At 57.0% G+C, this 22,587-nt stretch carries 15 protein-coding genes and 1 pseudogene; 4 read left to right on the top strand and 12 right to left on the bottom strand.

The genetic code is table 11. The features are described from left to right. Window positions 1-4,316: pseudogene (locus J3U88_RS32210) on the bottom strand (hypothetical protein); the annotation flags it as partial. Between the two features lie 616 nt (window positions 4,317-4,932). Between J3U88_RS32210 and J3U88_RS32205 the strand changes: the two are divergent. Then, window positions 4,933-7,254, top strand: coding sequence for an alpha/beta hydrolase (locus tag J3U88_RS32205; RefSeq protein ID WP_207863152.1), 2,322 nt, complete (start codon window positions 4,933-4,935; stop codon window positions 7,252-7,254). 51 nt (window positions 7,255-7,305) lie between these two features. Here the strand turns inward: J3U88_RS32205 and J3U88_RS32200 are convergent, their stop codons facing one another. Then, window positions 7,306-8,079, bottom strand: coding sequence for an ATP-grasp domain-containing protein (locus J3U88_RS32200; RefSeq protein WP_207863150.1), 774 nt, complete (start codon window positions 8,077-8,079; stop codon window positions 7,306-7,308). 115 nt (window positions 8,080-8,194) lie between these two features. Continuing rightward, window positions 8,195-10,315, bottom strand: a complete 2,121-nt coding sequence (locus J3U88_RS32195; protein ID WP_207863149.1) for a hypothetical protein — start codon at window positions 10,313-10,315, stop codon at window positions 8,195-8,197. 272 nt (window positions 10,316-10,587) lie between these two features. On the opposite strand from J3U88_RS32195, the gene J3U88_RS32190 reads away from it, so the two are divergent. Then, window positions 10,588-11,667, top strand: coding sequence for a hypothetical protein (locus J3U88_RS32190; protein ID WP_207863147.1), 1,080 nt, complete (start codon window positions 10,588-10,590; stop codon window positions 11,665-11,667). A 41-nt stretch (window positions 11,668-11,708) separates the two neighbouring features. Here J3U88_RS32190 and J3U88_RS32185 read toward each other — a convergent pair whose 3' ends face one another. From J3U88_RS32185 to J3U88_RS32170, 4 genes are read right to left on the bottom strand one after another with little or no spacing between them, the layout of a single operon-like run. Beyond that, window positions 11,709-12,974 (bottom strand): cupin domain-containing protein, encoded by a 1,266-nt coding sequence (locus J3U88_RS32185; protein WP_207863146.1) that lies wholly within the window; start codon window positions 12,972-12,974, stop codon window positions 11,709-11,711. Window positions 12,975-12,986: 12 nt separating this feature from the next. Then, window positions 12,987-14,153, bottom strand: coding sequence for a cupin domain-containing protein (locus J3U88_RS32180; protein WP_207863144.1), 1,167 nt, complete (start codon window positions 14,151-14,153; stop codon window positions 12,987-12,989). Between the two features lie 3 nt (window positions 14,154-14,156). Further along, window positions 14,157-15,977 (bottom strand): GMC oxidoreductase, encoded by a 1,821-nt coding sequence (locus J3U88_RS32175; RefSeq protein ID WP_207863142.1) that lies wholly within the window; start codon window positions 15,975-15,977, stop codon window positions 14,157-14,159. An 11-nt stretch (window positions 15,978-15,988) separates the two neighbouring features. Then, the gene (locus tag J3U88_RS32170; RefSeq protein WP_243436268.1) at window positions 15,989-16,990 is read right to left on the bottom strand and encodes a gluconate 2-dehydrogenase subunit 3 family protein; all 1,002 of its coding nucleotides are present in this window, start codon (window positions 16,988-16,990) and stop codon (window positions 15,989-15,991) included. Window positions 16,991-17,127: 137 nt separating this feature from the next. Here J3U88_RS32170 and J3U88_RS32165 point away from each other — a divergent pair, with 137 nt between their 5' ends. Beyond that, complete coding sequence (locus J3U88_RS32165; RefSeq protein ID WP_207863139.1) at window positions 17,128-17,772, top strand: alpha/beta hydrolase-fold protein; 645 nt, start codon at window positions 17,128-17,130, stop codon at window positions 17,770-17,772. Here J3U88_RS32165 and J3U88_RS32160 read toward each other — a convergent pair. The 3 genes from J3U88_RS32160 to J3U88_RS32150 all read right to left on the bottom strand — a co-directional run bounded on the left by J3U88_RS32160 (window position 17,747) and on the right by J3U88_RS32150 (window position 19,572). After that, window positions 17,747-18,157, bottom strand: a complete 411-nt coding sequence (locus J3U88_RS32160; RefSeq protein WP_207863137.1) for a hypothetical protein — start codon at window positions 18,155-18,157, stop codon at window positions 17,747-17,749. The genes J3U88_RS32165 and J3U88_RS32160 overlap by 26 nt on opposite strands. Further along, window positions 18,135-18,332 (bottom strand): hypothetical protein, encoded by a 198-nt coding sequence (locus J3U88_RS32155; protein ID WP_207863136.1) that lies wholly within the window; start codon window positions 18,330-18,332, stop codon window positions 18,135-18,137. The genes J3U88_RS32160 and J3U88_RS32155 overlap by 23 nt, the downstream gene beginning before the upstream one ends. Window positions 18,333-18,936: 604 nt before the next feature. Next, entirely contained in the window at window positions 18,937-19,572 is a 636-nt protein-coding gene (locus J3U88_RS32150) for a Coq4 family protein (protein WP_207863135.1), read from the bottom strand. Between the two features lie 395 nt (window positions 19,573-19,967). On the opposite strand from J3U88_RS32150, the gene J3U88_RS32145 reads away from it, so the two are divergent. Further along, window positions 19,968-21,419 (top strand): B12-binding domain-containing radical SAM protein, encoded by a 1,452-nt coding sequence (locus J3U88_RS32145; RefSeq protein ID WP_207863134.1) that lies wholly within the window; start codon window positions 19,968-19,970, stop codon window positions 21,417-21,419. Here the strand turns inward: J3U88_RS32145 and J3U88_RS32140 are convergent. Both J3U88_RS32140 and J3U88_RS32135 read right to left on the bottom strand, forming a co-directional pair. After that, complete coding sequence (locus tag J3U88_RS32140) at window positions 21,319-21,966, bottom strand: uracil-DNA glycosylase family protein (protein ID WP_207863133.1); 648 nt, start codon at window positions 21,964-21,966, stop codon at window positions 21,319-21,321. The genes J3U88_RS32145 and J3U88_RS32140 overlap by 101 nt on opposite strands. Then, window positions 21,963-22,418, bottom strand: a complete 456-nt coding sequence (locus J3U88_RS32135) for an NUDIX hydrolase (protein WP_207863132.1) — start codon at window positions 22,416-22,418, stop codon at window positions 21,963-21,965. The genes J3U88_RS32140 and J3U88_RS32135 overlap by 4 nt, the downstream gene beginning before the upstream one ends. Window positions 22,419-22,587 lie beyond the last annotated feature (169 nt).

Raw genomic sequence — 22,587 nt, 5'->3', positions numbered from 1 at the left:
GTCTCGTCGGGTGTCGTTGCAAGGGCGGCAAGTTTGCTTAACTCCAGACCAGAAGTGAAACGGACCTCATGGAAATCAGGTTTGAGTTGAAGGGCGGCGGTAAATTGTTCGATTGCTTGTTCACGGAGGGATCGCGTCTCGTCGGGTGTCGTTGCAAGGGCGGCAAGTTTGCTTAACTCCAGACCAGAAGTGAAACGGACCTCATGGAAATCAGGTTTGAGTTGAAGGGCAGCGGTGAATTGTTCGATTGCTTGTTCACGGCGGGATCGTGCCTCGTCGGGTGTAGGAGCGAGGGCGGCAAGTTCGCTTAACTCTAAACCAGAGCCTAAATGGGAACGATGATCATCAGGTTTGAGTTGAAGGGCGGCGGTAAATTGTTCGAGTGCTTGTTCACGGAGGGATCGCGTCTCGTCGGGTGTCGTTGCAAGGGCGGCAAGTTTGCTTAACTCCAGACCAGAAGTGAAACGGACCTCATGGAAATCAGGCTTGAGTTGAAGGGCAGCGGTAAATTGTTCGATTGCTTGTTCACGGTGGGATCGTGCCACGTCGGGTGTAGGAGCGAGGGCGGCAAGTTCGCTTAACTCTAAACCAGAGCCTAAAAGGGCACGATGATCATCAGGTTTGAGTTGAAGTGCAGCGGTAAATTGTTCGAGTGCTTGTTCACGGCGGGATCGCGTTTCGGTGGGTGTATCTGCGAGGGCGGCAAGTTCGTTTAACTCCAGACCGGAGCTGATACGGACCTGATGTAAATCGGGTTTGAGTTGAAGGGCAGCGGCATATTGTTCGAGAGCTCGTTCACGGAGGGATCGTGCCTCGTTGGGTGTATCTGCGAGGGCGGCAAGTTTGCTCAAATGGAAACCGAAACTGAAAAGGGCGTGATGATCATCAGGTTTGAGTTGAAGGGCGGCGGTAAATTGTTGGATTGCTTGTTCACGGAGGGATCGCGTCTCGTCGGGTGTCGTTGCAAGGGCGGCAAGTTTGCTTAACTCCAGACCAGAAGTGATACGGACCTGATGTAAATCGGGTTTGAGTTGAAGGGCGGCGGCATATTGTTCGAGAGCTTGTTCACGGAGGGATCGTGCCTCGTTGGGTGTAGTTGCAAGGGCGGCAAGTTCGCTTAACTCGAAACCGGTACTGATAAGGGCGAGATGATCATCAGGTTTGAGTTGAAGTGCAGCGGTATATTGTTGGATTGCTTGTTCACGGAGGGATCGCGTCTCGTCAGGTGTAGTTGCAAGGGCGGCAAGTTTGCTTAACTCCAGACCAAAAGTGATACGGGCCTGATGTAAATCGGGTTTGAGTTGAAGGGCAGCGGTAAATTGTTCGAGAGCTTGTTCACGGAGGGATCGTGCCTCGTCGTGTGTAGCAGCGAGGGCGGCAAGTTCGCTTAACTCGAAACCGGAACTAATAAGGGCGAGATCATCATCAGGTTTGAGTTGAAGGGCGGCGGTATATTTTTCTAGTGCTAGTTCACGGAGGGATCGCGTCTCGGTGGGTGTAGCTGCGAGCTGCGCTAGATTGCTTAAGTGGTTGGCCCAATGAGTCATCATTATGTGATTATTTGGTTCTTGAGTGATGACTCTGCGACAAAGTTCGCAGGCTTGATGGTTTAATCGAATCTTTTCCGTGGTGTCATTATTTTGATCGGCCAAGAATTGTAGACAGCTCTGCCATAGGTACAGGTCCTGTGCATGTAGCTTTTGCCAGGCGTCCACTTTCGAAAAGGCGTCGTCTGCCGAAAGTGCTAGGTTCACAGCCTTTTTGAATTCTCGCTTCTTTTTCTTTTCGTGGAAGGCTTCCACAGCTTCGCGAGCTTTAATCAAGTTGGCTACTTGTTCCTCGGACACGAGTTCAGCTAAAGATTTTTGAAAATAACTTTTTCTTGATCCTAGCCAGGTTTTTCTTTCGAAACTTAGTATTTCTGAGAAGAATGTTCTGAGAGTGTCTCTGCGAAAATGAAGCCAGAGCCGGGATTTGGAATAAAAACGAAAGGCTTTTTGTTCCTTGCTTAAGATTAGAGATAGTTGATTAGATGTTTTGCTACCTGTATTCATTAACAGATGAAGTATTAATGATTTTTCAATGGGGATTAATGAAATACTATCAGCCAATTGGTCTCGGAACTTTTCATGTTGTTTGCCCTGGGCGTCGACAAGGACAGGGCCTGAACGGTTGAAGGGTTTCAGCCAAGTCATGATTGGGGTTTGGGCTTGTTTGACCATTAGCGTTGCAGCAGGAATTACAGGACGTGGCTGTGGATTCTCCTGGTTGACCAGGTGGGCATAACTCACCCATTCCTTCAATTCCGGGCTTGAAAGCAGGCGGCGCACTCTGTTTTTGATGGGGCCGGCTTCCTCTAAGTATTCCCAGGTTTCCGGTATCGACAACATCCACACCAGAAGCAGGCAGACCTCTGCTTCGACTTGAGGTTCGCCGTCGCCGCCGAGATCCAGGATTAAGGGAAAAACGTCCTGGTGACCCCGCATGAAAGCGATGAACAGGGTATCGGCCAACACCACGCGGTCGCCTTGATCGAAGCGGGCGTGGTCGCCGCGGATTTTGGATGCCGTGGTGGTATCCGTCGCCTTCCATTCGTTGGTGACCGCTTTCTGCAACAACCGTTCAACCCACCCACCACGTGCCGCGCTGTCCTCTTGCAAGCGCGCCATGCCCTGTTCCCACTGGTCGGCCATCAGCTCCCATAAGGCCGCGCGGGCATCATCGCCGGCGGCATTTAACTGGGACAAATGGTGGTCTGTTTGGGCAACCACCTTCACGGCTTGTTCGGGTAGGGTTGTGATGGGACCGGGGCGCCCGATGGTTTCGATCAAACCTTGGTGCCGTGCCAAATCGGCGCGTGCCTGATCCACGCGTTCGCCGGTAGCCGCCACCAGCAACAGCATGGCGGGATTCGCCGCGTCGGGCGGGTCCCATTTGAGGGTTATCCAGGCGAAATAATGGAGATTCAGCCAGAAGTCGCGTTCATCGTTTGCGCGCGGGATTTGGGTTGCCTCCAAACAAAGCTGAAACAAGGCCTTGAGAAAAGCCGCGATTGTTTGGGTCTTGGGATCAAGGGGTTTGGTCGCGCCGCGGCAAGCAGCATCCAGGGCCTGGGCTGCCTGTTCGGGCGTCAGGTGAGGGGATAGGGCATTGCGCCACAGTGTGCCCACCAGCCGCGCCGCATCGGCCCAAACGGGCTGACGTTCACTGAACAGGCCGTGATCAATGACAAAAGCCCGTTGGTCCACGCACAAGACGTTGCCGCCGTGCAGGTCGCGATGGCTCGGGGCAAAATAGGGCGGTCGTGGATCGTCGAGCCATTGCCGCCGGCGTGTTTCGAGACGGCCCACGGGGTTGGTGAAGCGGACATCGCCCCATTGGACCGTTGCCGCTTCGGCGTCCAAACCCAGTTGTTGCAGCCGCCGCTGGTAAAAGGACAGGCGGGTTTCTTTGATGGTGCCGCATACCTGAAACACCTGGGGGCGGCGCTCCTTTAAAATGGCGCGGACGTGCGCGCCGGAAACCCCTTGCAATTGGAACGCGCCTTGGCCGCGCAGGTTGACCCAAACATCGTCGCCGGCCAGGAACAGCTCGTCGGCAAAGAACTGAAGGGTGGTGCCCACCGTGGTGGGATCGAGTTCGCCGCGGTCCTGCAACGCGGTGATGTTGGTGGGTGGGGGATCCAAAAAAAAGCGTGGCGGTCCCGGCTGGGTTTCGTCCCACAAAAAGCGATTGACCTGAATAACCGCGGTAGGAAACCAACGGGTCAAATAATAGTGAAAAAGTTCCTGGTGGTTTCCCGGCTGATGGGCATTGCCGCTTCCGCGCAGTTGCAGTTCCAAGCTTTGCAGCACCAACCTCACCAGGCGCAGGACGGGTTCGGCGTCGGGATCCGGTGCTGCGAAACATGCGTGGCACAGGGTTTCCAGGTCGGTTAAATCGCCGGGGTGATGGGCATTGACATGGGCGTAAATAATGCACCCCCGATCCGCGTCGGCGGGTGTCTCGAACGATTGGGCGACCACGGGCACAAAGATCGGTGCTTCCAGGGTGTAGGTGCGGGAAAATTGAAGTTCATTCTGTAAACGGCTGCAGTGATCGAGTTTTAGAACAAAAGGTTTTCGGGCGCCGTTGCGACCGTGCCAAAGCGCTTCGTACACGACCGCGCCGGAGCGGCCGCCGCCCAGTTGGCGGGTTACTTCCAAACGGTCAAAACCGGTTCGAGCGGGGTAATGGCCGGCGGCTTTTTGGATCAGGGTTTTGTCCAATGAACTTAACGGGACCTTGGCCGTGACATAAACGGGTTCTTGCGTCATGGTTCACCACAATGCTCGGCCTGGTCGTCCGCTGGTTTCCAGAGCGAGCCGTTTTGTTGCAGGATGCTGGGAAATTAACCCAAAATACCAAAGAATGATGGTGAATCAAACCCATGAGGCGCTGAAGCGCGGGATTTTGGCAAAAACCTAAGAAGCCAAGTAACCCGATGAACACCTCAAGTGTGCGATTCGGGTGGATGCGATCGCACAAAATGTTGGAGCGAAACGTGTCGGAAAAAGTGCACCAGGGTCGCGCACGGCGCGTCCTGGTAAAGTGCGTCGCGCATTTTCACGACATGTTGCAGCCCAAGTATCGGCGCAGGACGCGCCGATACTTGGGCGAGGGCGCCGCCAAGAATCGCTTAATTTCGGTAAAAGGTGTTGCGCTGGATTTTCGGTTGGCGGAGGTCAGGTGCGGGTCGTGGTCTTCATTCTTTTCATCATCTTGATGGCTGCTTTGGCGCGGTTATCTTACTGTGAGAAGCGGTTGTTTTGTTTTATAGCGTGTTATGATCGTTCGATCAGTTAACCCATAGATTGATTGAATCATGTGTTTGCCCCAAGATCTGCTTCCGGCATCGCTTATGGCGCGAGATGGGTTTTCGCGGTGGCGGGTATGCAACTGGTCAAAAGAGGCGTTGCGATGGACATGGTGGAAGAACCCGATGTGCTCAATTGGTGGCGTCGCCCCGAGGTGACCCAGCTCGAATCAGTGGACTTAACCAGTATTGGTGCCGCGTCCGGCGGGTTTCTGTCTTTTTCGGGGGAGCCCTTCCGTGCTTTGGTGGATTCGGGCATGCGCTTAAGGGTGATTGATCGCGGCCGTGGTTTTGGGGGCGAACTCGCCCGGTATCACATCTTTGGAAACACACCCTGCCGTGACTATCTTTGTGAGTTAGATTTGGATCTACAAAAAGCGCTTCGCGAGGATGCAACCGGTCGCTTGTTTTCAGAAAACGAAGCGCGCGCGCCCCGGCTTTCCGCCGCCGGTCACTTGTTGGAAGCCTTGGGCCGGCTGATGGTTCGCGACTTAAGCGCATCACTGCCGTATTTTCAGCATCTGGAGGGATGCGAGGTGGTGGCGGTTCAGGATCGGGGGTTGCGGCCCTATCGGGTGTTTGGTTTGGATCATCGGGAGGGACAGACACGGCCGTTCTGGTTCGAAAGTGACCAGCTTTATCTTGGCTTGGGCGCGGTGCCCCATACACCATCGCTTTTGAATGGCTTGGCGGGGGATCCGCGCCTGTTCCAATCGATGGACGCCATGAGCCAAGCAGGCATGCAGCGCCTCCAATCCCGCCGCGCGGCGGTGCCGGAGCCCGAGGTGCATTTGGTCGGAACCAATCATGCGGCGGCCGCCCTGCTCACCTGGTTTTATCTCGAACCCCTTTTGGCAGAAGCGGTGGTGGTGCCGGGTGATCTGTATTGGGCCGAGGTCGACGATTTGCTGGATCTTCTCCAAAAGCGGGACCTTTCGACGCTTCCCAAGCTCTGTCTCTGGTACCGCGGTCACCCCGCGTCGAAACGGATCGCCATTCGTGCGGCGGACCAACAAGCCGTTTTGGCGCTTGCGGATCAAATGCAGTACGCGGGGCCGATTTATGAATCCATTTTCGGAGGCGACGGTCCAGACAACCCGATTATTTACAACAGCCACAATGCCTTGGAACGGCCCCACGCGGTTTTGATGCAAGCCGCCGCGGCGGGTCGCTTACCGGGGACCCGGTGCCTGCCGCTGCCGGACCTTGGCGAAGACGCGATGCGCGCTGAATTTGAGCGGGCCACGGCCGATGCCGCCGCGGTGGTCAACTGTACCGGTATCCGTCCCAAAACCCTCTCTTTCTACGATCCACACGGGAACCTTTTACCGCCTTTCGCTTGGCCGCAAACGAGCCGTCACCCTTGTTTTAAACAAGATCGCGGTCCGTCGCGGCCTTGCTTGCAGGGGGTTTATCTTAATGGGGTGTTGGGCGCGCAGCCCGTCCGCCAAAAAGTGAAACGCCATGTTCGCGGCGGTTTGGATGATTTGAAAAAGGCCTATGCCATCGGGGTTCGTCAATCACGCCTGCAGGGCAGCGAGGATTTGGCGCTGATTCTGGAGCAACATCAAACGGTTATCCTCCACGGTCGTCACACCACGCCCCATGCCGTGATTCATTACCGACACAATCGCTGGCGATCCGGGCGGCCCACCTTACTGTTTCTCCATGGTTTGGGGGAATCCGGGTTGTGTTTCGAGGAGGCCTTTTCGTGCGCGGCCTTAACCCAATCATTTAATATCTTGGTCCCGGACTTACCCGGTTTTGGCAAAAGCGCCCTGCCGCACCGCGGTGATTGTTCGCTGGACGCCATGTGGGTTTACCTCACCGCGTTGTTAAAAGAACTGGCCTGCGAATCGGTTTTTCTGGTGGGCCACTCGATGGGGGGCGATTTAGGGACACTGGCCTGTTCCGTTTCGGAGATCCCCATTCTCGGGTTTGTCAATATTGACGGTTCGCTGACCTTGGCGGATCGTTTTATTTCGCTGCGTTGCGATGCGGCCTTTAGGGACGACCGCTTGCCCGAATGGCGTGACTCGGATTTGATCGCTGGTTGTTTCCCGGAATGGATCAAACAGGATCCAGCCTGTGCGCCGGCGCTGACCCGTTATGCAACAAGCATTCGCCAGGCTGATCCGCGCGCCTTGGGTGGCGCGGCGGCATCAATTTTGGCCCACAACCGTGCCGGTTGGACCCTGGGTGAGCAGTATCTGGCCCTGGCAACCAAACGCGTGTTTTTTTCGGGTGCGAACCAACGATCTCGGGAGACCGCTGCTTTTCTGGAGGAACAGGGGGCGGGGCTTGCGGTTGAAACCTTTTCAAGTGGGCACTGGGTGATGGTCCAAGCGGCCGAGGCCTGTTATCAGAAGATGGCGCATCACCTGGCCGCGTGGCTGTGAATCGCGTGGGCAGGTTCCCAGCGCGGCTTATGCTGGAACCGAGATTGTCGGTTATTCCAGTTCGACGGGGAAGGTGAAGTGGGCGAAGGTGGTTTCGGCGGCGGGGCGGCAGGCTTCCAGCAGGACGGGCAGGATCGCGGCCGGATCGCCCGCGTAGATGCCTGCCCCGAAGCAGGGATTGGCTTCGACCACCGCCCAGTGAGCGCTTTCGAGCAAACCCACGTCGACGACCACGGCGGGTGGGATCAGCCGCGGCATGCTGTCGGCCAAGTCTTGGCAAAAACGATGGGCCTCGGTTTGGTCGGGGTCGTCGGCTGAGATTAGAAGGTCTCCGTTGCGGCTGTAGCGAGAAAAACTGACGACGCGACCGTGCAGCAGGTGGCAGCGGAATTCCTTGGTGAAACGTACCGGTTCGCTGACCAGCACCGGTTGGTCGGGGGCGAGGTCGGGTCGGTGGGGCAGATCACTCGCAGAGGCATAAACCTTGGCCGGGAAAAGTTTGTCGTCCGGTGGTTTGATGAAACAGGGGTAGTGCAGCACGGCGCATTGGCCGAAAGGGTGCATCGCGATGGTTCGCCGGCGAAAGGCGTGGGGCACTTTGGTGAGCCAGTCGTGGGTCGGCTCCAGCAGCTTTTTGCCGAGTTGGTTGGCGACGATGCGGGCGAACAGCGGCTCGCCGTAAATGGCCACCGATTCAGGTGTTTCCATTTCGGTTGGGATACGCCACGAGGTGAGCCGCCGGCTGGCCCAGCCAAGTTCCGCCGCGGCGTCGGCCAAACGGGTGCCGTCCTCAACAGCGCGTGGACTCAAGAGCAACAAAGGCATGATTTCCGCCTCCCGGTGGCGGTGTGTCCATCCTATCGCGGACCGACATGATGGCCCGGACATAAAAAAAGCCGGTGGTGACACCGGCTATAAAAAATTATGTTCGCGCTTTGAATCAGCGGCAGTTGACGCAGAGGTTGATGGTTTCGTATTCAAGTTCGGCGTTGTGGCCTTGCAGTTCCAAGGTGTGTATGGAAGGAAGACCGTTGTAGTTGTAAGGGAAGGAAACGATGAGCTTGGCCGTACGCCGGCCGTCCAGGCCCATGAACATTTGTGCGGGAAACGGTGGCACAAACGGGATGACCTGATCCGGGCTACTCAGTAGAAAAGTGTAACTTTGATGACCCGGGTTGTCGCGAACCGTGGCACCGACCATGCGGTAATCGTCGCCGGTGTTGGTTAGGTAGATCACCCGCGTACAGGTGCTGCCAGGTTTGCAGTCGTCAATGTAAAGGGTGCCATTGGCCAAGCTGCCTTTGCTGCTGACGCGGATGAAGGGATCGGCTGGTGTTTCCACCACCGTGAAGCTGTTGCTCAGGGCGAACAGGTTGGGGTCGTGGTTGGCGGTGACGCGGATGCGGTAGCTGCCCGTGCTTTGGTTGGCAAACCAGTCGAAGGTGCCGCTGTTGGCGGGGACGCTCGTGGTTAGGGTACGGATCAGTGCACCGCCCGAGGTCAGCAATTCAACTTTGACCGTGTCGCTGTTGTCGATGCATTCGGTTGTCCAGCTGATGGTTGTGTTGGTGTTTTGGGCGACGCTGCTTGCGATGGTGACGTTTTCGACGAGCTCGTCGCAAACGTGAATCGGCCCGTTGCTCCAGGTGGCGGTGAGGTCATAGGCGATGCCGTTCAAAACCTCGGTGCGGCCGACGTAACGTTGCTCGCCCCAAGTATTGGTTTCGAGTTCCACGGTCGTGAAGAGTTCGACGCCCACGTACCAGGTGCCGTTGGCTAAATCCGGGAGGTTCTCCAGGTAAATCGTTTTGTTGGAGAGGGAACCACCGCCCATGTACAGGTGGTCGCTCGGGAAGGCGGGGCGGTCGCGGTTGAGGTACAGTCGGAAATCGTAGACTTCCTCGTTTTGGTCGGCCAACGCGCCTTCGAGTTCGACCAAAAGGTAGCGGTTACCGGAGCCGATGGGGTCGAGGGTGAAGTGGTGGATTTGCTTGTCGCCGATTTTGGTTTGTTGCGGATCGCCGCCGGTGTCTTGGTTCATGGAACGGGTGGCGCCGTTATTGAGGGAATTCTCTTTGATGTGGATTCTGCCACTGCCTTCGAGGGCGTAGCTGTACATGGCCGCGGTTAAGGCAAAGGCCTCGCTGGTTGAACCGAGCTCGGGGTGGGCACCGGAGACGACCATGCGGCCCCAATCAGCACGGTTTGGGTTATCCCAACTCCACACCAAGGGGACGTATTGAAAATCGGGCAAATGGGGGGTGGCCGGCACATCGTCAGATTCGGGGAGGGCGTTGCCGGAGGCGTAATAGATGACTTCCGCGCCCTGGGGCGGGTTGGGATTTTCGAATAAGGTGCCGCCGCCGAGACTTCTGACACCTTGAAAAGCGGTCAGGTTTCCAACATAGGGGACCAATTGGTCACCGGTTCGGTTGAAGAGCCAGTCGTTCGCGTTAATCAAGCCGACCTCGTTGTAGTTGGTAATGTTCAGTGCGGCGGTCTCCATCAGCGAGGAGCCCGCGCAGAAACCGCTGTAGGCGCCACCGCCGCTCATGAACTTGTGGAAGTGATGCCGACCGGTCTGGCCCATGTCGTTCCAATTGTCTTTTAGGAAGTCGGAGAAACGGCCGCCGCCGCCGATCCAAGAGCCGGTAAGAGGTTGACTACAATCGTCATTCTCGTATTCTTCCGCGGCCGCGCCGCCCACAACCATCATCGCGAAACGGTTGGCGCCGTCGGGGTAAAACAACATACCGTTGCGGTCGATAGGCGAACCGATGAACAGATTTGCGTAGCTGTGCAGGTGGGAGGTGCATTCGTCGGGATCCACCGTTTCATAGGTGAGGCCGAGTTCGGTGAAATGGCTGTTTGGCGGCGGGTCGACGCCGGGACCGCCGTTGAGCAGCGCGTGCTTGTAATAGCCTTCAAGGTTTAAGTGGCTTAAGTCCCAGGTAACCAGGGCCGAGTTCCCCGACGAGGGGTTTTGTTGGGCAACCAAGAAGGACTGGGCCGCAAAAAACAGAAGGGATACGCAACATAGCAACATTTTTCGATTGAACATGATCTCTCCAAAGGGCAAAAGAATAGTAACGCGGTGAATTTGTGAGCTGCTCGTCAAGGAAACGTGCATTAGCCCTTTGAATGGGGACATGTTTTTTTAAAGGTAAGCAATTGATCCGTTTTTTTACCGCGGCCTAACAATGGGTGTCGGTTTCGATTTGCTCCGCGGTTTCCGCCCTGTTTTGCGCGTACTTGGGTAGGGTGGTACTCAGATGGTCCCTTGAGTCCCGAGGAACACCAACAAACACCAACGAACAGAAGAGGTAGGACGGCATGAAAACCTTTGCAGAACTCATTGCGGTGGTATGTGACATTGGTCGAGGACGCAGCGCGGCACAGGCTGACGAAGAACTCGGTGCATCGGATTTTATGGTTTTCAGCGACCAGGGCCTTCATGCGCTTGCTTGGCTCGCTTGCACCGGTGAGGCGGCGGCCTTGCGTTACCTTCTGGAAAGAGGGGCCGATCCCGATCAAGTTTCCACCATATACGGTGCCTATCAGCTTTCCGGCCCGGCTTTGATGTTTGCGCTGATCAATGAAGCGGGCGACAGCGACCATAAAGTTGCGCTGCTCAAGCGCTTGCTTGCCAACACCAAGGCACCCAATGTCTCGGTGCGTTGGCGTGAGGAAGGACAGCGCCGTTACACTCAGCGAACCTACGCCGAGGGCAGTCATATCCAGTTCGGCATGGCCCTGGCCAAGCTGCATAAGGCCCGCATGGACGAATACCCCTACGACCCGGTACCCCGCGACCTTTTCCAAGGCGTGCAGGCCATGTTGCGCGAACTGAAGCAGGCCGGGCTGACCACGGATGCGGCGACCAAGGCTGAATTGGATGCGCTGCTCCTGCAAGAGGTGGCACCCTGTAAACCGATGGATGCGGCTGTCGTGTACCAACAGGCAATCACTGAATTGACCGTAGGTGATCGGGTCTCCGACTATTCCGACGCCGCTCAGTGGGTATGCGTTCATTACCTCCGAAACCCCAACTTCGTATCTTGTCCCGAGTGGGCGCAACTGATCCGCCACATCATCGACCATTCGCTCACCTTCGAGGAAGTGGCGGAGGATCTCTACGGCGAGCCGGTTTCCTTCGAGGACGACGAGGGCGGCCTTTGCCAAGGCTGGGATGAACACAACGCCTTTTCCCTGCTGTGCAGCATTCTGGCCGATGAAGCTGCGACGGCTAATCCCGAATGGGCTGACCTGCTGGTGTACCTGTTAAAAGAACAGCTAACCTACGACGGCTACGCCCATCTGGATACCATCATGAACGCGTGTTTCGAACAATCTTGGTTCCAAAAGCACGCGGATCGGGACCGCATCAAAGCGGCTGCTGCGACATACCTTTAACCCGCTCAGGGCCGCCCGTTTGGGACGGCCCCGCTTCAGGATCAATCGTAACCGCCGAACATAAACAGGGCCGCGTCTTCGTCGGTGGGGTTCATCAAGCCGTGCATGTTGCCGCCCTTGAGCATGGCGAAGTGGCCCTCGCGCAAGGTACGCATCTCAAAGCAACGCTCGCGGTTGTCCATGTGCGCCCAATCGCCGACCACCATCAAGCCGCGCCCTTTCATCATCAGGAAAATTTCCTGGTTGTCGCGGTGGCGGTGTAGGCCGATGCCGCATTGCGGTTTCATGATGTGCAGGTCCATGTAATCCACCGCCATGAACTTCTCCGTCGCGGTCAGGCCCTTGTTGCCGTTGGCGTCGAAGCTCCAGTCGGGGATCTCGCGGCCCAGCTCGCCCGAGTTCTTGAACTCGAAATAATTGGAGAGCAGGTTGCGGTATTCCAGGAAACCGACCCCGCCGTGGGGATTGGGGCTCATGCCGACCTTGAGGAACTGATCCCAGCCGCGCACCATCATGTTGAATTCGAAATGGTAGTTGTCGCCGTCTTTTGAGTCCCACACCGCGCCGGACGGGTGCGCCCACGCCGCCTCGATGTGCAGCGGATGCAGCGGGTGCATGCTGTTTTCCGGCGCCACGCCAAACATGTTCAGGTCGTTCAGCCCCTCGCGGGCGAAGTCGCCGGCGCTGCCTTTGATCAGGTTGGGCGCGGTGATCAGCCGACCCGTTTCCATGCCGAGCCGACCCCGTTCGTCCAGGTGGTTGATCAAATCGTTGCCGGGATAACCCCAAATTTCCAGTTGGTAGCGGTCTGTCTCGGGATCGTAGGGAACCTTCAAAAGTTCGCCGACCGCGTTGTCGGCCACCTTCAGCCACAGCAGCAGGTGGTCCGTCATGTCAAAATCCTCGGCCGCGCTTGCCTTGGCCAAGGTCGAATCGGGACCGCCCCAGTAGGAGATTTGCAGGAAGGGCCCCGTCCAGGCGCCCGCGTTGGCCCAGCCGCGCGTGAGCGCCGTGTCACTTAGGGTGAAGGCGCGGATGTTTTGTTTCTGGAAATCTTCCTTGTTGTCTTGGTTCTCCGGGTTGATGTTTTGCGCGGCGCTGCGGCCCCCGGCGGGTCCGTAGAGTTCTAACTGCCTAAACGGGAACAGGTACTGCAAACTTTCGTGCAGGTAATGCTCGCGTTCGGCCGCCAGGCGGGTGGCTTCCATGTGGCTCATCAAACGAACGAGGGAGTTGCCGTGGTTGTAGTCGGGGCTTTCGCCGTTTTCCAAAATAAAAACACTGTCGCCGTGGTTGATTTGATGCATAAGTCCTCGCCTTTAACGGGTGTGGTACAAAAATGCGACGAACTTAAGCGGTTGGTCGCCGTCGTTGCGGATGCCGTGAATGCCGCCGCTTTTGGTGTAAATCACGTGGCCTTGCCGCACCGGCAGTTCTTTACAGGCGCGGGGACCGATGCCGAAGATGGTGCGGGTCACCGTGGGGAAGGCGTCCGTGGCCGGATCGTCGCCTTCGCCCATGTAGGCGGTGCCTTCGCCCGACACGATGTAATAGAGTTCCTCGCTGCCGATGTGGCGGTGCGTGCCTTCAACCGAACCGAGGCGGTTGCCGTCGACGGTGGTGGCCGGGGGCACGGTTACCTCATGGAAGAAGACGAGCGTGCCGCCCAACTCGCCCTGCAACAGCCAGCGCATGTCGGTGATGTTTTGCGCGTGGCGTTCGGGGTCGCCGTCGTTCATCATCGCGTTCAGGTAGCGTACCGGCGCCGTGTTTTCCGCGTCCAGGAACCAGCCCCGTTGAAAGTCGATCAGGTAGTCCTGTTTCTCCACCGTGTTTTGGTTCGAACTGGGTGTTTGCGTGTTGGGTACCTGGTGGTTGCGGTTGTAGTTGTTGTCGCGCGCCGCGTTGGCCTCGTTAATGGCGTAGCCGAAGGGTTCGTCCGTGTCGCCCTCGCGGAAACTGATGCGCACCTGTTTGACGGCTTTGACGTTCTTGAGTACCTCGGTGAAGGGTCGCAAGCGCGTGATCGAGCCGCGCGCGCCCATCATGTCGAGCACCTTGTAATGGTGGTTGCGGCCCGCCGGCGGCTCCAGGGTTTCCCAAATTTCCACCTGGTAGGCGCGCACCCAATCGCAGTAGTGCAGGCGGACGCGGGCCGGGCCGGTGTCGCCGTCGGCCGTGATGAGCGAGACGTCGGCGATGACCTGCTCGCGCAGGAAGCGGTTCGCCTCGCGCGCGGTTTCACCGAGGCGGCGCGCGCCGTATTCCAAGCGCAGGAAGTTGCACAGCGGCAGGCCTTGGAAAAAGACTTTGCCTTTGTAGACCACGATGTCGTTTTTGTCGCGCACTTCTTCCACGTCGTAGCGGTAGTCGTCGGCGCGGGTCGCGTTCATGTATTGCGCATGGTAGACGCGATCCGGTGGGAAAACCACCTTAAAAAACGCGTTTTCGGGGTGGGTGAAAATCTCGTTGAAACGTGCGTCCATGGCTTAAATCCTCCCGGAAGCCAGCAGCCGGTCGGCGACCCGAAAGGCGTTGGCCTGGATGGTTAAGGTGGGGTTGCCGCCGCCCGAGGTGGGCATGAAACAGCCGTCGGCAACGTACAGATTCTCGAAGTTCCAGGCGCGGCAGTCGGGGTCGAGCACCGAATCGGTGGGATCGGTGCCGAACCGTGCGCCGCCAAGGATGTGGTTGGCGATGCGGGCGTTGCCGCTGACAAAACCGCTCTCCAGATTGCCGTTGTCAAAGCCGCCGTTTTGGGTGGCGCCCTGTTCCAGAATCGCGCGGCACTGGGCTTCCAAGGTCGCCATCACCGCCAAATCGTGGCTGTGCCAGGATTTATCGATCAGGGCCACCGGCAGGCCCCACTTGTCGCGGATCGAGGGGTGGAGCAGGATGCGGTTGGCGCGCACCGGCACCTGGTTGGCCATGAAACTCACCGACAGGCGCGTGCCCAGTTCTTGGTTGAAGAAGTCGGCGATGTCGTAAAACTGATCGCCCGGCATGCTGTTGGCCCGCGAGAAAACGCGGCCGACCCAGCCGTTCCAGGTCGTGTCCAAGTCGGCGCTGCCGTCGTGGCGGGCCAAGGCCAGCGGCAGTGCTTGGTCCGAGGTGTTGTTGTACATCACGCCGCCCGCCCACAGGCCTTGGCCGCGGAACCAGTCCGGGTTGGCGCAGTGGTCGGTGGCCCAATCGCTGTCCAGCGAGATGCTTTTGTCGAAGCGTCGGCGCAGGCGCACCTCGGCGCCGCCGAAGCAGTGGGTCAAAAAGTAGGCGCCCAGCAGGTTGTTGCCGTTGATGCGGTTCTCGAAGTCGGCGTCGCGCGCGGCCGAGATGTGCAGCAAACGCACCGACTCAATCGCCGAGCAGGCCACCACCACGACCTTGCCGGAAACCACCTTGGTCGCGCCGGTCGGATCCAGATAGTGAACCTCGGTGACGCGGTCGCCCTGGGCTTGCAGGTGGGTGACGTGGCAGTTGGGGCGCAATTCGAAGTTGGGGTTGTCTTTGATGGGTCGCAGCAGGGAAACCCAGGTGTTGGATTTGTAACCCATCGGGTCGCCGTAGCGGTTGACGTAACCCGTTTTGGGATTGCCGGCGGTGCGACCGCTGGGGGCGTGGTCTTCGGTAATCACCGCCAGCGGGGTGCGGTAGCGCGCCATGCCCAGCGTGTCCATGCCGTCCGCCACGATTTGGCTGATCGGGTTGGGTTCCAGTGGGGTTTGGTAGGTGTTGTTGCCCGAGGTGAAGGGTTTAATCTGACCTTGCGCCGTGCCGTTAATGCCCACCAGGCGTTCCGCTTTGGCGTAGTAGGGTTCCATTTGGTCGTAGTCCAACGGCCAGTCGCGCGCCTCACGGGGAACGTCGCCGTTGGGGTCGTTGGCTAGGTCCGTGCGACCCGCGTTCAAGGAGCCCAGCGCGAAATCTTCCCGTGAGAAACGCACGCTGACCGCGCCGTAGAGCTGGGTACCGCCGCCGACGACGTTGGCCGTGTAGCCTTCAATCGTGGCGCGTTCCTGTCCTTGCTTATCTTTATATATATGGGGCTCGTCGTTGAGATCGGGTTCCACGTGACTGGGGAAATACGACTGGCCGTTGTTGGCCACTCCTGGCAGGTTGAGGATTTTCTCGGGTCCGTTGGCCAACAGCTCGTCCCTTTTGAAATCGCTAATCCCGTCCAGGTTGTCGCTTTGTGTGCGCAGCAACGGGCCTTTGTCCAGTACCAGGACCGACTTGCCCGCGTTGACCAAGGTGTGGGCGATGGGCGCGCCGCCCGCGCCCGATCCAATAATGACAACATCGAAGTCCATGTTTGCCGCTCCTAGCCGTTGTAGTCGGGGTTGTTGCCGAGGGGCTGTTCCACCGCTTGGCGCCAGTTGAACAAGGTGCCGCCGTCTTCCGCGCGGAAGCGTTCCTCCAGGTAGGCCCAGGCGATGCCGTTGACGTTGCCGCCGTATTTGGGATGGCAGAAGGCGCCGGTGACCGTGTGGCGCTTGAGCAGTTTGACGAAAAAGTTGGGGTTGCCGTAACGGTCCAGGTCCCAGCCGGCGACGTTGCCGCTTTCCATTTCACCCAAAACCTGTTCGTACAGCGCGCGGCTCATGGCTTCCGGTTCGTTTACGAAATCGCGGGCGCGCAGCACCTCGTTGAGGATGGACAGACAGGTGCGGTAGTCAAACAGGCGGTGGTTCTCCTCGCGCGCCAGGATTTTGTCGATGTAGTTGACCACGCCCACCGATTCGTCGAGGCGGTAGTTGTGGGGCAGGCTGCGATCCAGGAATTGGCGTCCCAACTCGGTGCGGAAGGGGAGCAGCAACGCCGTCAAGCGGTCGAGGATGTTGGCTTCCCAGGTTTCCAGCACCAGGCGTTGGGTACAGTAATCGGTAAAGAAGCGGGACCAGGTTTCGCCGCGCGCGTCCGTTACCTGTTGTGGATTAATCGGATCCACCAGCCAGGTGCCGTCGACACGGAAGCGGTAGCGGTGGACCTGGTTGAAAGGGATGGTCACCGTCACCGAAAAATAATCGCCGACCGCTTTCATCGGGATCGGTTGGTAGAGTTCGCCAAAGGTGCCGGCGACCGCGACCTCGGCCGGGCTGCGCCCGTTCCAGGCGCGGTAAATGAAGGTCACCTCGTTGGCGTCGGTGCCCGCGGGGGCGCCGTCCAAAACCGGGAAGCGCCAGGCGTCGGCGACGTTGCCGCGCACCGTGTCGGGTTGGAGGCGGCTGAGGTAGTTGTGGCGTTGTTGGGGTTCGGTTCGGGCGAGATAACGGGTAGCCCGGTTAAATACGTAGGTTTCATCTCGATAGGTGAAATCGACCATCAAGCGCCCTCCGCTTAGGCGTGAAAATTCACGGTGGTTTTGGTTTTTCTAGATGGAGGCAATCAAAATCCTAGTTATTGTAAAATAGCACGTCAAGTAAAATGTGATGAAATACGAAAATCTCACGAGCGCCAAACATGACTTGTGTCTGTTTTTTTTCGGGTGAGGCCTTTAGGGGCCGCGAGTGGGGTGCCGACGAAACCATGGACCTGCTCAACCGCTTGGCCGTGATCGACAAGGTGATTGTGGTTGGCATCTACACCAAAAACCGCATGACCGATGACACCGCGCCCGGTTCCAACCGGTATGGCAAGGCGGTGGTCAACCACATCAAAACCCGGATCGACCGCGATTTCCGTACCTTGCCGGGGGCCGAACACACCGCGGCGATGGGTTCCTCCTTGGACGGCCTGGAATCGTTTTTTCTAGCCTGGGAATACCCGGGGGGATTCAGCAAAGCGATCTGTATGTCGTCGACGTTTTCGTTTGAAAACGATTTGATGAACCGCGTCGCGGGCGAACCCAAACGCCCGATCCAAATTTACCTGGACAGCGGATACCCCCGCGACAACTTCGAGTCAACCCAACGGATGCGCGACTTGTTGTTGCCGCGCGGTTACCGTTGTGGGCAAGCGGTGCATTACCTCAGCTTCCCGGGTGACGGTCACCACGAAACCGACTGGCGCGAACGGGCGGGCATCCCGTTCCAATTCATGTTCGGCAAAGGCCCGGGCGCCCGCATGACGGATTTGGCCGCTAGGGCAAGTTCTCAAGATCGTTGAGATCCTTGAAACGACCTGAGGCTTTTTTATTGGCTTTTAAATGAGTGAGGTTGATGATTGCCACGGTGATATCGTCAATCTCACCTTGAATCCGTGAGGTGTAGCATTCCTCAAATTCAACGCCGGAGATACCTGTCAGCAGTTCAATGCGTAGCGGTGGAAATCCCATTCGGAAAATTTGATCGGGAATCAAAAAAGTCGCTGTTGTCAGATCGGGAGAAGTTAAGCCAAATTCATTGACTACATTCAAAACCCGTGCGGCATTCTGTGCTTCTACATCAATCCATAGGTCGATGTCGGCGGTTGTACGTGGATAGCCGTGGTAGGAAACCGCAAAACCTCCTACTAGGAGATAACGAACCTCATGTTCGTTTAACAATTTCAAAAAATCTTTGAAGTCTTGCGGTAGTCGGATCGTAGCCATAGGCAATTTGTCTCATGGTTTCAAGTGCTTGCATGCGTTCTTGAGGTGTTTTTTGAAGCCAGTAGGCTTTTTCGTCATTCTCATCAAGCGCGGTAACCGAAAAGGTTCTCTGTACGCTGTTTGGTTCAGGTTTCAAGGGACCTCCTTCTCGGTTCGGGTCTCTTCCCGGGACAAAAGCCTGGATGTGTACAGTAAAACATGAAAGCTCGGCAAGAAAAAGGATGAGCCCTTTTCCTTCTGAAAATTGACGTGGTTTGGGCCGGAAAGGCAGCCCGCCCCCGTTTTCCAAGTTACCCCTACCGAGGAAACGAAAGCAACCTGGACAGGTCTTTTCCTGTTTCGGTTTCACCTGCTGGGGTGAGACGTTGAAGGGGACCGTGGGTTTCCTTGCTGTGCTTTTCAACCGATAGAGCGAGGGTTGTCCGGCCGGGGTGGTTCAGTTCAAGTTTCGTTTTAACGTTTGCCGCCTTTGCGGGTGACGGCTGTTGCTTTGTGGTTGTGGATGCCGTTGCGATCCACTTCAAACTCGTGCTGGGTGGTGCGTTCGTTTTTGGGCCGTGACGGGTCTCATTGGCGGCGGACCCATCCCAGCTCGCATTTCTCACACGGATTCGTCGCAGAAATCCTTGTGAGCTATGCGGGTAAGGGCGTTGGGGGGACGCTGACGATCATTGGCGGGGCCGGCCTTGGTGCCGAAACCCCGCGGGGGAAATGGGGCAAAAAGTTGGCCGGCGCGCTGATCAGGCCGCGGTCGGTAGCGACACCCTTGCAAAACACGGAATGAAGGCGCGGCGTACTTCGTCTAGCGGTTGTTCGAACAGCGTTTCCAAGGGGGCGGCGATGAGCACGGCCGCGTCCTTGGCCAGCGCTTTGCCGCGCGCCTGGGCTGCTTTCAGCCGGGCCCGTTGCCAGAAGGGGAGCACCGCGACGCGGTCGGCCACGCGCGCGGCCCAATCCAGGGTCGGCGTGTAGTGTTGTTGGCCGACGAAGCTGTAAACGCCCAATTCGCCGGCAAGGCTCGTGTCGAAGTCGAGCAAGGTGTGGATCATGTCGTGCACACGCACGTAGCGAATGGTGATCGGGTATTTTTCGAACAGGGGTTTGATCGCGCTGGAAAAATTAAACGGCTGCAGTTGGTGGAAGGCCATGAATCGGCCGTAGGCGTGACCAAAGGTGCCCTGGGGCAATCGGACCAATTGGGTAGGGTCGATGTGGGAAAAGTTGATGTCGTGCATGGCCAGGGCTTGGTCCGTGTGTCGGCTGGGTGCTTCCTGATCCATGAACAGGGTCATTTTTAGGACCGGCACGTCACCGACGTGTTCACCACGCCGCATCGTGCGCGTCATTTGAGCCACGGTTTTCAATTTGTGAAACATAAGATACCTCCCGAAAGGCGACTCGGTTTGCGCGATAGGCGGGGTTCTGAGTCGCGAGCCTTCCACTGGACAGCCGGTATTTGACCGGGAACGCTGACGTTGTACGCCGTTTTTCCTGACAGGGTTTCACGTTTGGGGGCGTTCCCACGTTCCGGCGCTAAAGTTGGTGGCATCGGGTCGCGGAAATCCTTCGGTAAAGTTGTGGTGTCGGTAAGAAGGGTTGGATTCGCCTTAAGAGGCGCCATAAGTGAAGGTTAATTTTTTGATATTGTAAAGAAGGATAGCGAGAGTGCTTAAAATGCGAGTTTAAGAATATCTAATTTTGTGACGATAGAGTGTGGTGAAAGAACGCTTACGTATTTCGTGTAAGGGTGCTTTTTATTTGGAGCGATATGATGGAAAAAATTTTAGGATGGAATTCGACCAAAGATCTGGACCTGTTATTGGTGAATGCACCGTTGAAAAATTATGATATTACACCACGTTATAATGACTTTACCTTGCCGGTTTTAGGTTTGGGATATATTGCTACTTATGCCGCTTCAAAAGGTTTTCAGGTCGGCCTCCTGGATGTGGAGGGGCTGGGTATTGGTTTTTCCGAGGCCGGTCGATTGATGCGCGAAGCCAACCCCCGCTGGGTCGGTTTTAATTTATTGGCACCTACCTATCAACACAGCGTGGCTTTGATGCAGGAGCTCGATCCCGAGACGCGCATTTTGCTAGGCGGTCATCAAGCCAAAGCGATGCCTCAACGGATTTTGGCCGATACAGCGATTCCCCGCATTGATGCGCTGGTGATTGGTGAAGCGGAGACGCGGGTTGCGGCGTTGTTAGAAGATGGTAACGCGCGCTTGCGTCTGCCTCTGGTTTATTGGCGAGACGACCAGGGTCATGCTTGTCAAGGGTTTGCGAAGGGTTCCAACCCGGCTTGGCTCAGCCCCGACATCAATGGGTTGCCTTTGGTGGATCGACGTTTTTTTGCCCAGGATCCCACATGGGTGGGCGGTCACTGGGAAGCCAATTTGGTGGGCTCTCGTGGCTGTCCTTATGATTGTTCTTTTTGTGGTGCGGCTGTTTCCGCCAATCCCGACGTATCGATTCGCACGCGTTCGCCCGAGAATATTTTGACCGAAATGAATGCCCTTAATGCCCAATTCGGGGTGACCGCGTTTCGTTTTGTGGATGATTTATTTTTAGCGTCACCACCCTTTATGAAACGGTGTTTGGCGGCTTTTGAAGCGGCTGATGTAGGTGGGCGTTATGTATGGGATGCCACGGGGCGCATTAATATCATGGCGCGTGCATCGGCTGATTTTCTTTCGGCCCTCAAGGCTTCCGGCTGTCGTGAAGTGGCCTTGGGGATTGAGTCGGGTAGTGAGCGTGTCTTAAAGGCAATTGGGAAGCGGATTACCCCTCAAATGATCTTGGATGCAGTTGTGAAGTGTGCCTCAATTGGGATTCATGTCAAAGGCTACTTTATTCTTGGGTTTCCCGATGAAACCCGGGCGGAATTCAACCAAACGGTGGCGCTCATTGAACAACTTTGGGCGGCTACGGATGGTTTGCCCGGCCGGTTTCGCTGTAGTGTGTTTGAGTTTCGCCCATATCCCGGCACACCGGAATGGCGTCGGCTGGTGGCGGGGCGGCGATTCTCCCTAGAGGCGTTGCTCGATTACCGTCAGGTCGATCTCACCGAGGCGGGCGCCTTGGCAACCATGTTGGACCGCGATGAATTTAACTTCTCGGTTAACCTGCCATTTGGTGAGGTGCCGCCTGACGAACTGCGGCGCACGTTGATTCGGCTGACGCGCGCTCAAAAAGCCCGTTTGGCGACGGGCGCTGCATGATGCAATCCGCAATTTTCTGCTGGTAGTGTTCCAACAGTTTTCGTTTGTAGATCAGGATGTAGGATGGGTGATGGATCGGCAAGACAGACATGGTTCCCATTTGAACCAGTTGGTAATCAAAGGATTTACTCAGCGGTGGTAATTCGACCCGCATCTGCTTTGCCAAATAATCGGCGGGTTGACGACCAAGCAGAATGAGTACCTCGGGTCGCAGGGTTTCCCATTCAAATTGAAGGTTGGGATAGCAGGCATGACGCTCTTTTTGCGAGGGATAACGAATTTTACCGTCGTTGTCGAGGGGGAGGCATTTGACCAAGTTGGTTTTGTAGAAGGTGCCCAGGCCGCAACGGGCTTCGATTTCTGCCAACACGGATCCGGTTTTGGTGTCGGGCGCCAATGGTTCGTGCCGCTTGCCGGCATCCGCTTTTTGTGCTGAAATGCCGATCCACATGAGCCGTGGCTGTCCGCTTTTTGCGATCAGGGGTTGCTGGTTGCGATACAAGTTGCAAGCGGTGCAGTGGCGCAACGAATCGAGGGCGGCATTCATGATGGCGTGGCCGACAATTGTCGGTCGTGGTGGTTTTTTGCGTATTGAAACAAATCAGCGTGAACCTTGGGGTAGGTCAAGTTTTTAGGGAGCGAGGAAAAGGTTTCCACGCGATCGATTTCGCAGGGGGGTAACGCCCCGAGTTGGGCGACATTGGCCAAAAATAGGGCACCGTAGGTAAAGCGTTTTGGCGCGACACGGAGACGGTAGTCGCCCAACGGCCGAAGCTCGAAGGACAAGGCACCGGTTTCTTCGAAAAGTTCGCGGCGCGCGCATTGTTCAATGCTTTCGTGAGGTTCGCGGGTACCACCGGGAATTTCAAAAGAATCGCGGCGTTTGTGTTTCACAAAAAGCCATTTGCCCAGGTAGTTGGCGGCGACCACGGCCCAGCCGAGTTGGTGATCGGGGACGGTTACCAGCGGAAATTGATCCAGACAAAGGTGTGAAAACATAGCCATGGTTCCAAGACAAGAGGTGAAAGCGCGTGGGTGCCCGGCCTGCCGCGGGATCCTGTGACCGGTTGGGTCGAGGCTGTTCCATCAGGATATGCGCGGTGGATTGGTAAGGATGTCAATCCGGCCGGGTTAAATGCCTGTAATGACTAGATACAGTAGCAAAGCT

The sequence above is a fragment of the Acanthopleuribacter pedis genome, from assembly GCF_017377855.1.
Lineage (GTDB): Bacteria > Acidobacteriota > Holophagae > Acanthopleuribacterales > Acanthopleuribacteraceae > Acanthopleuribacter > Acanthopleuribacter pedis.
This window is presented reverse-complemented; position numbering and strand designations above follow the sequence as displayed.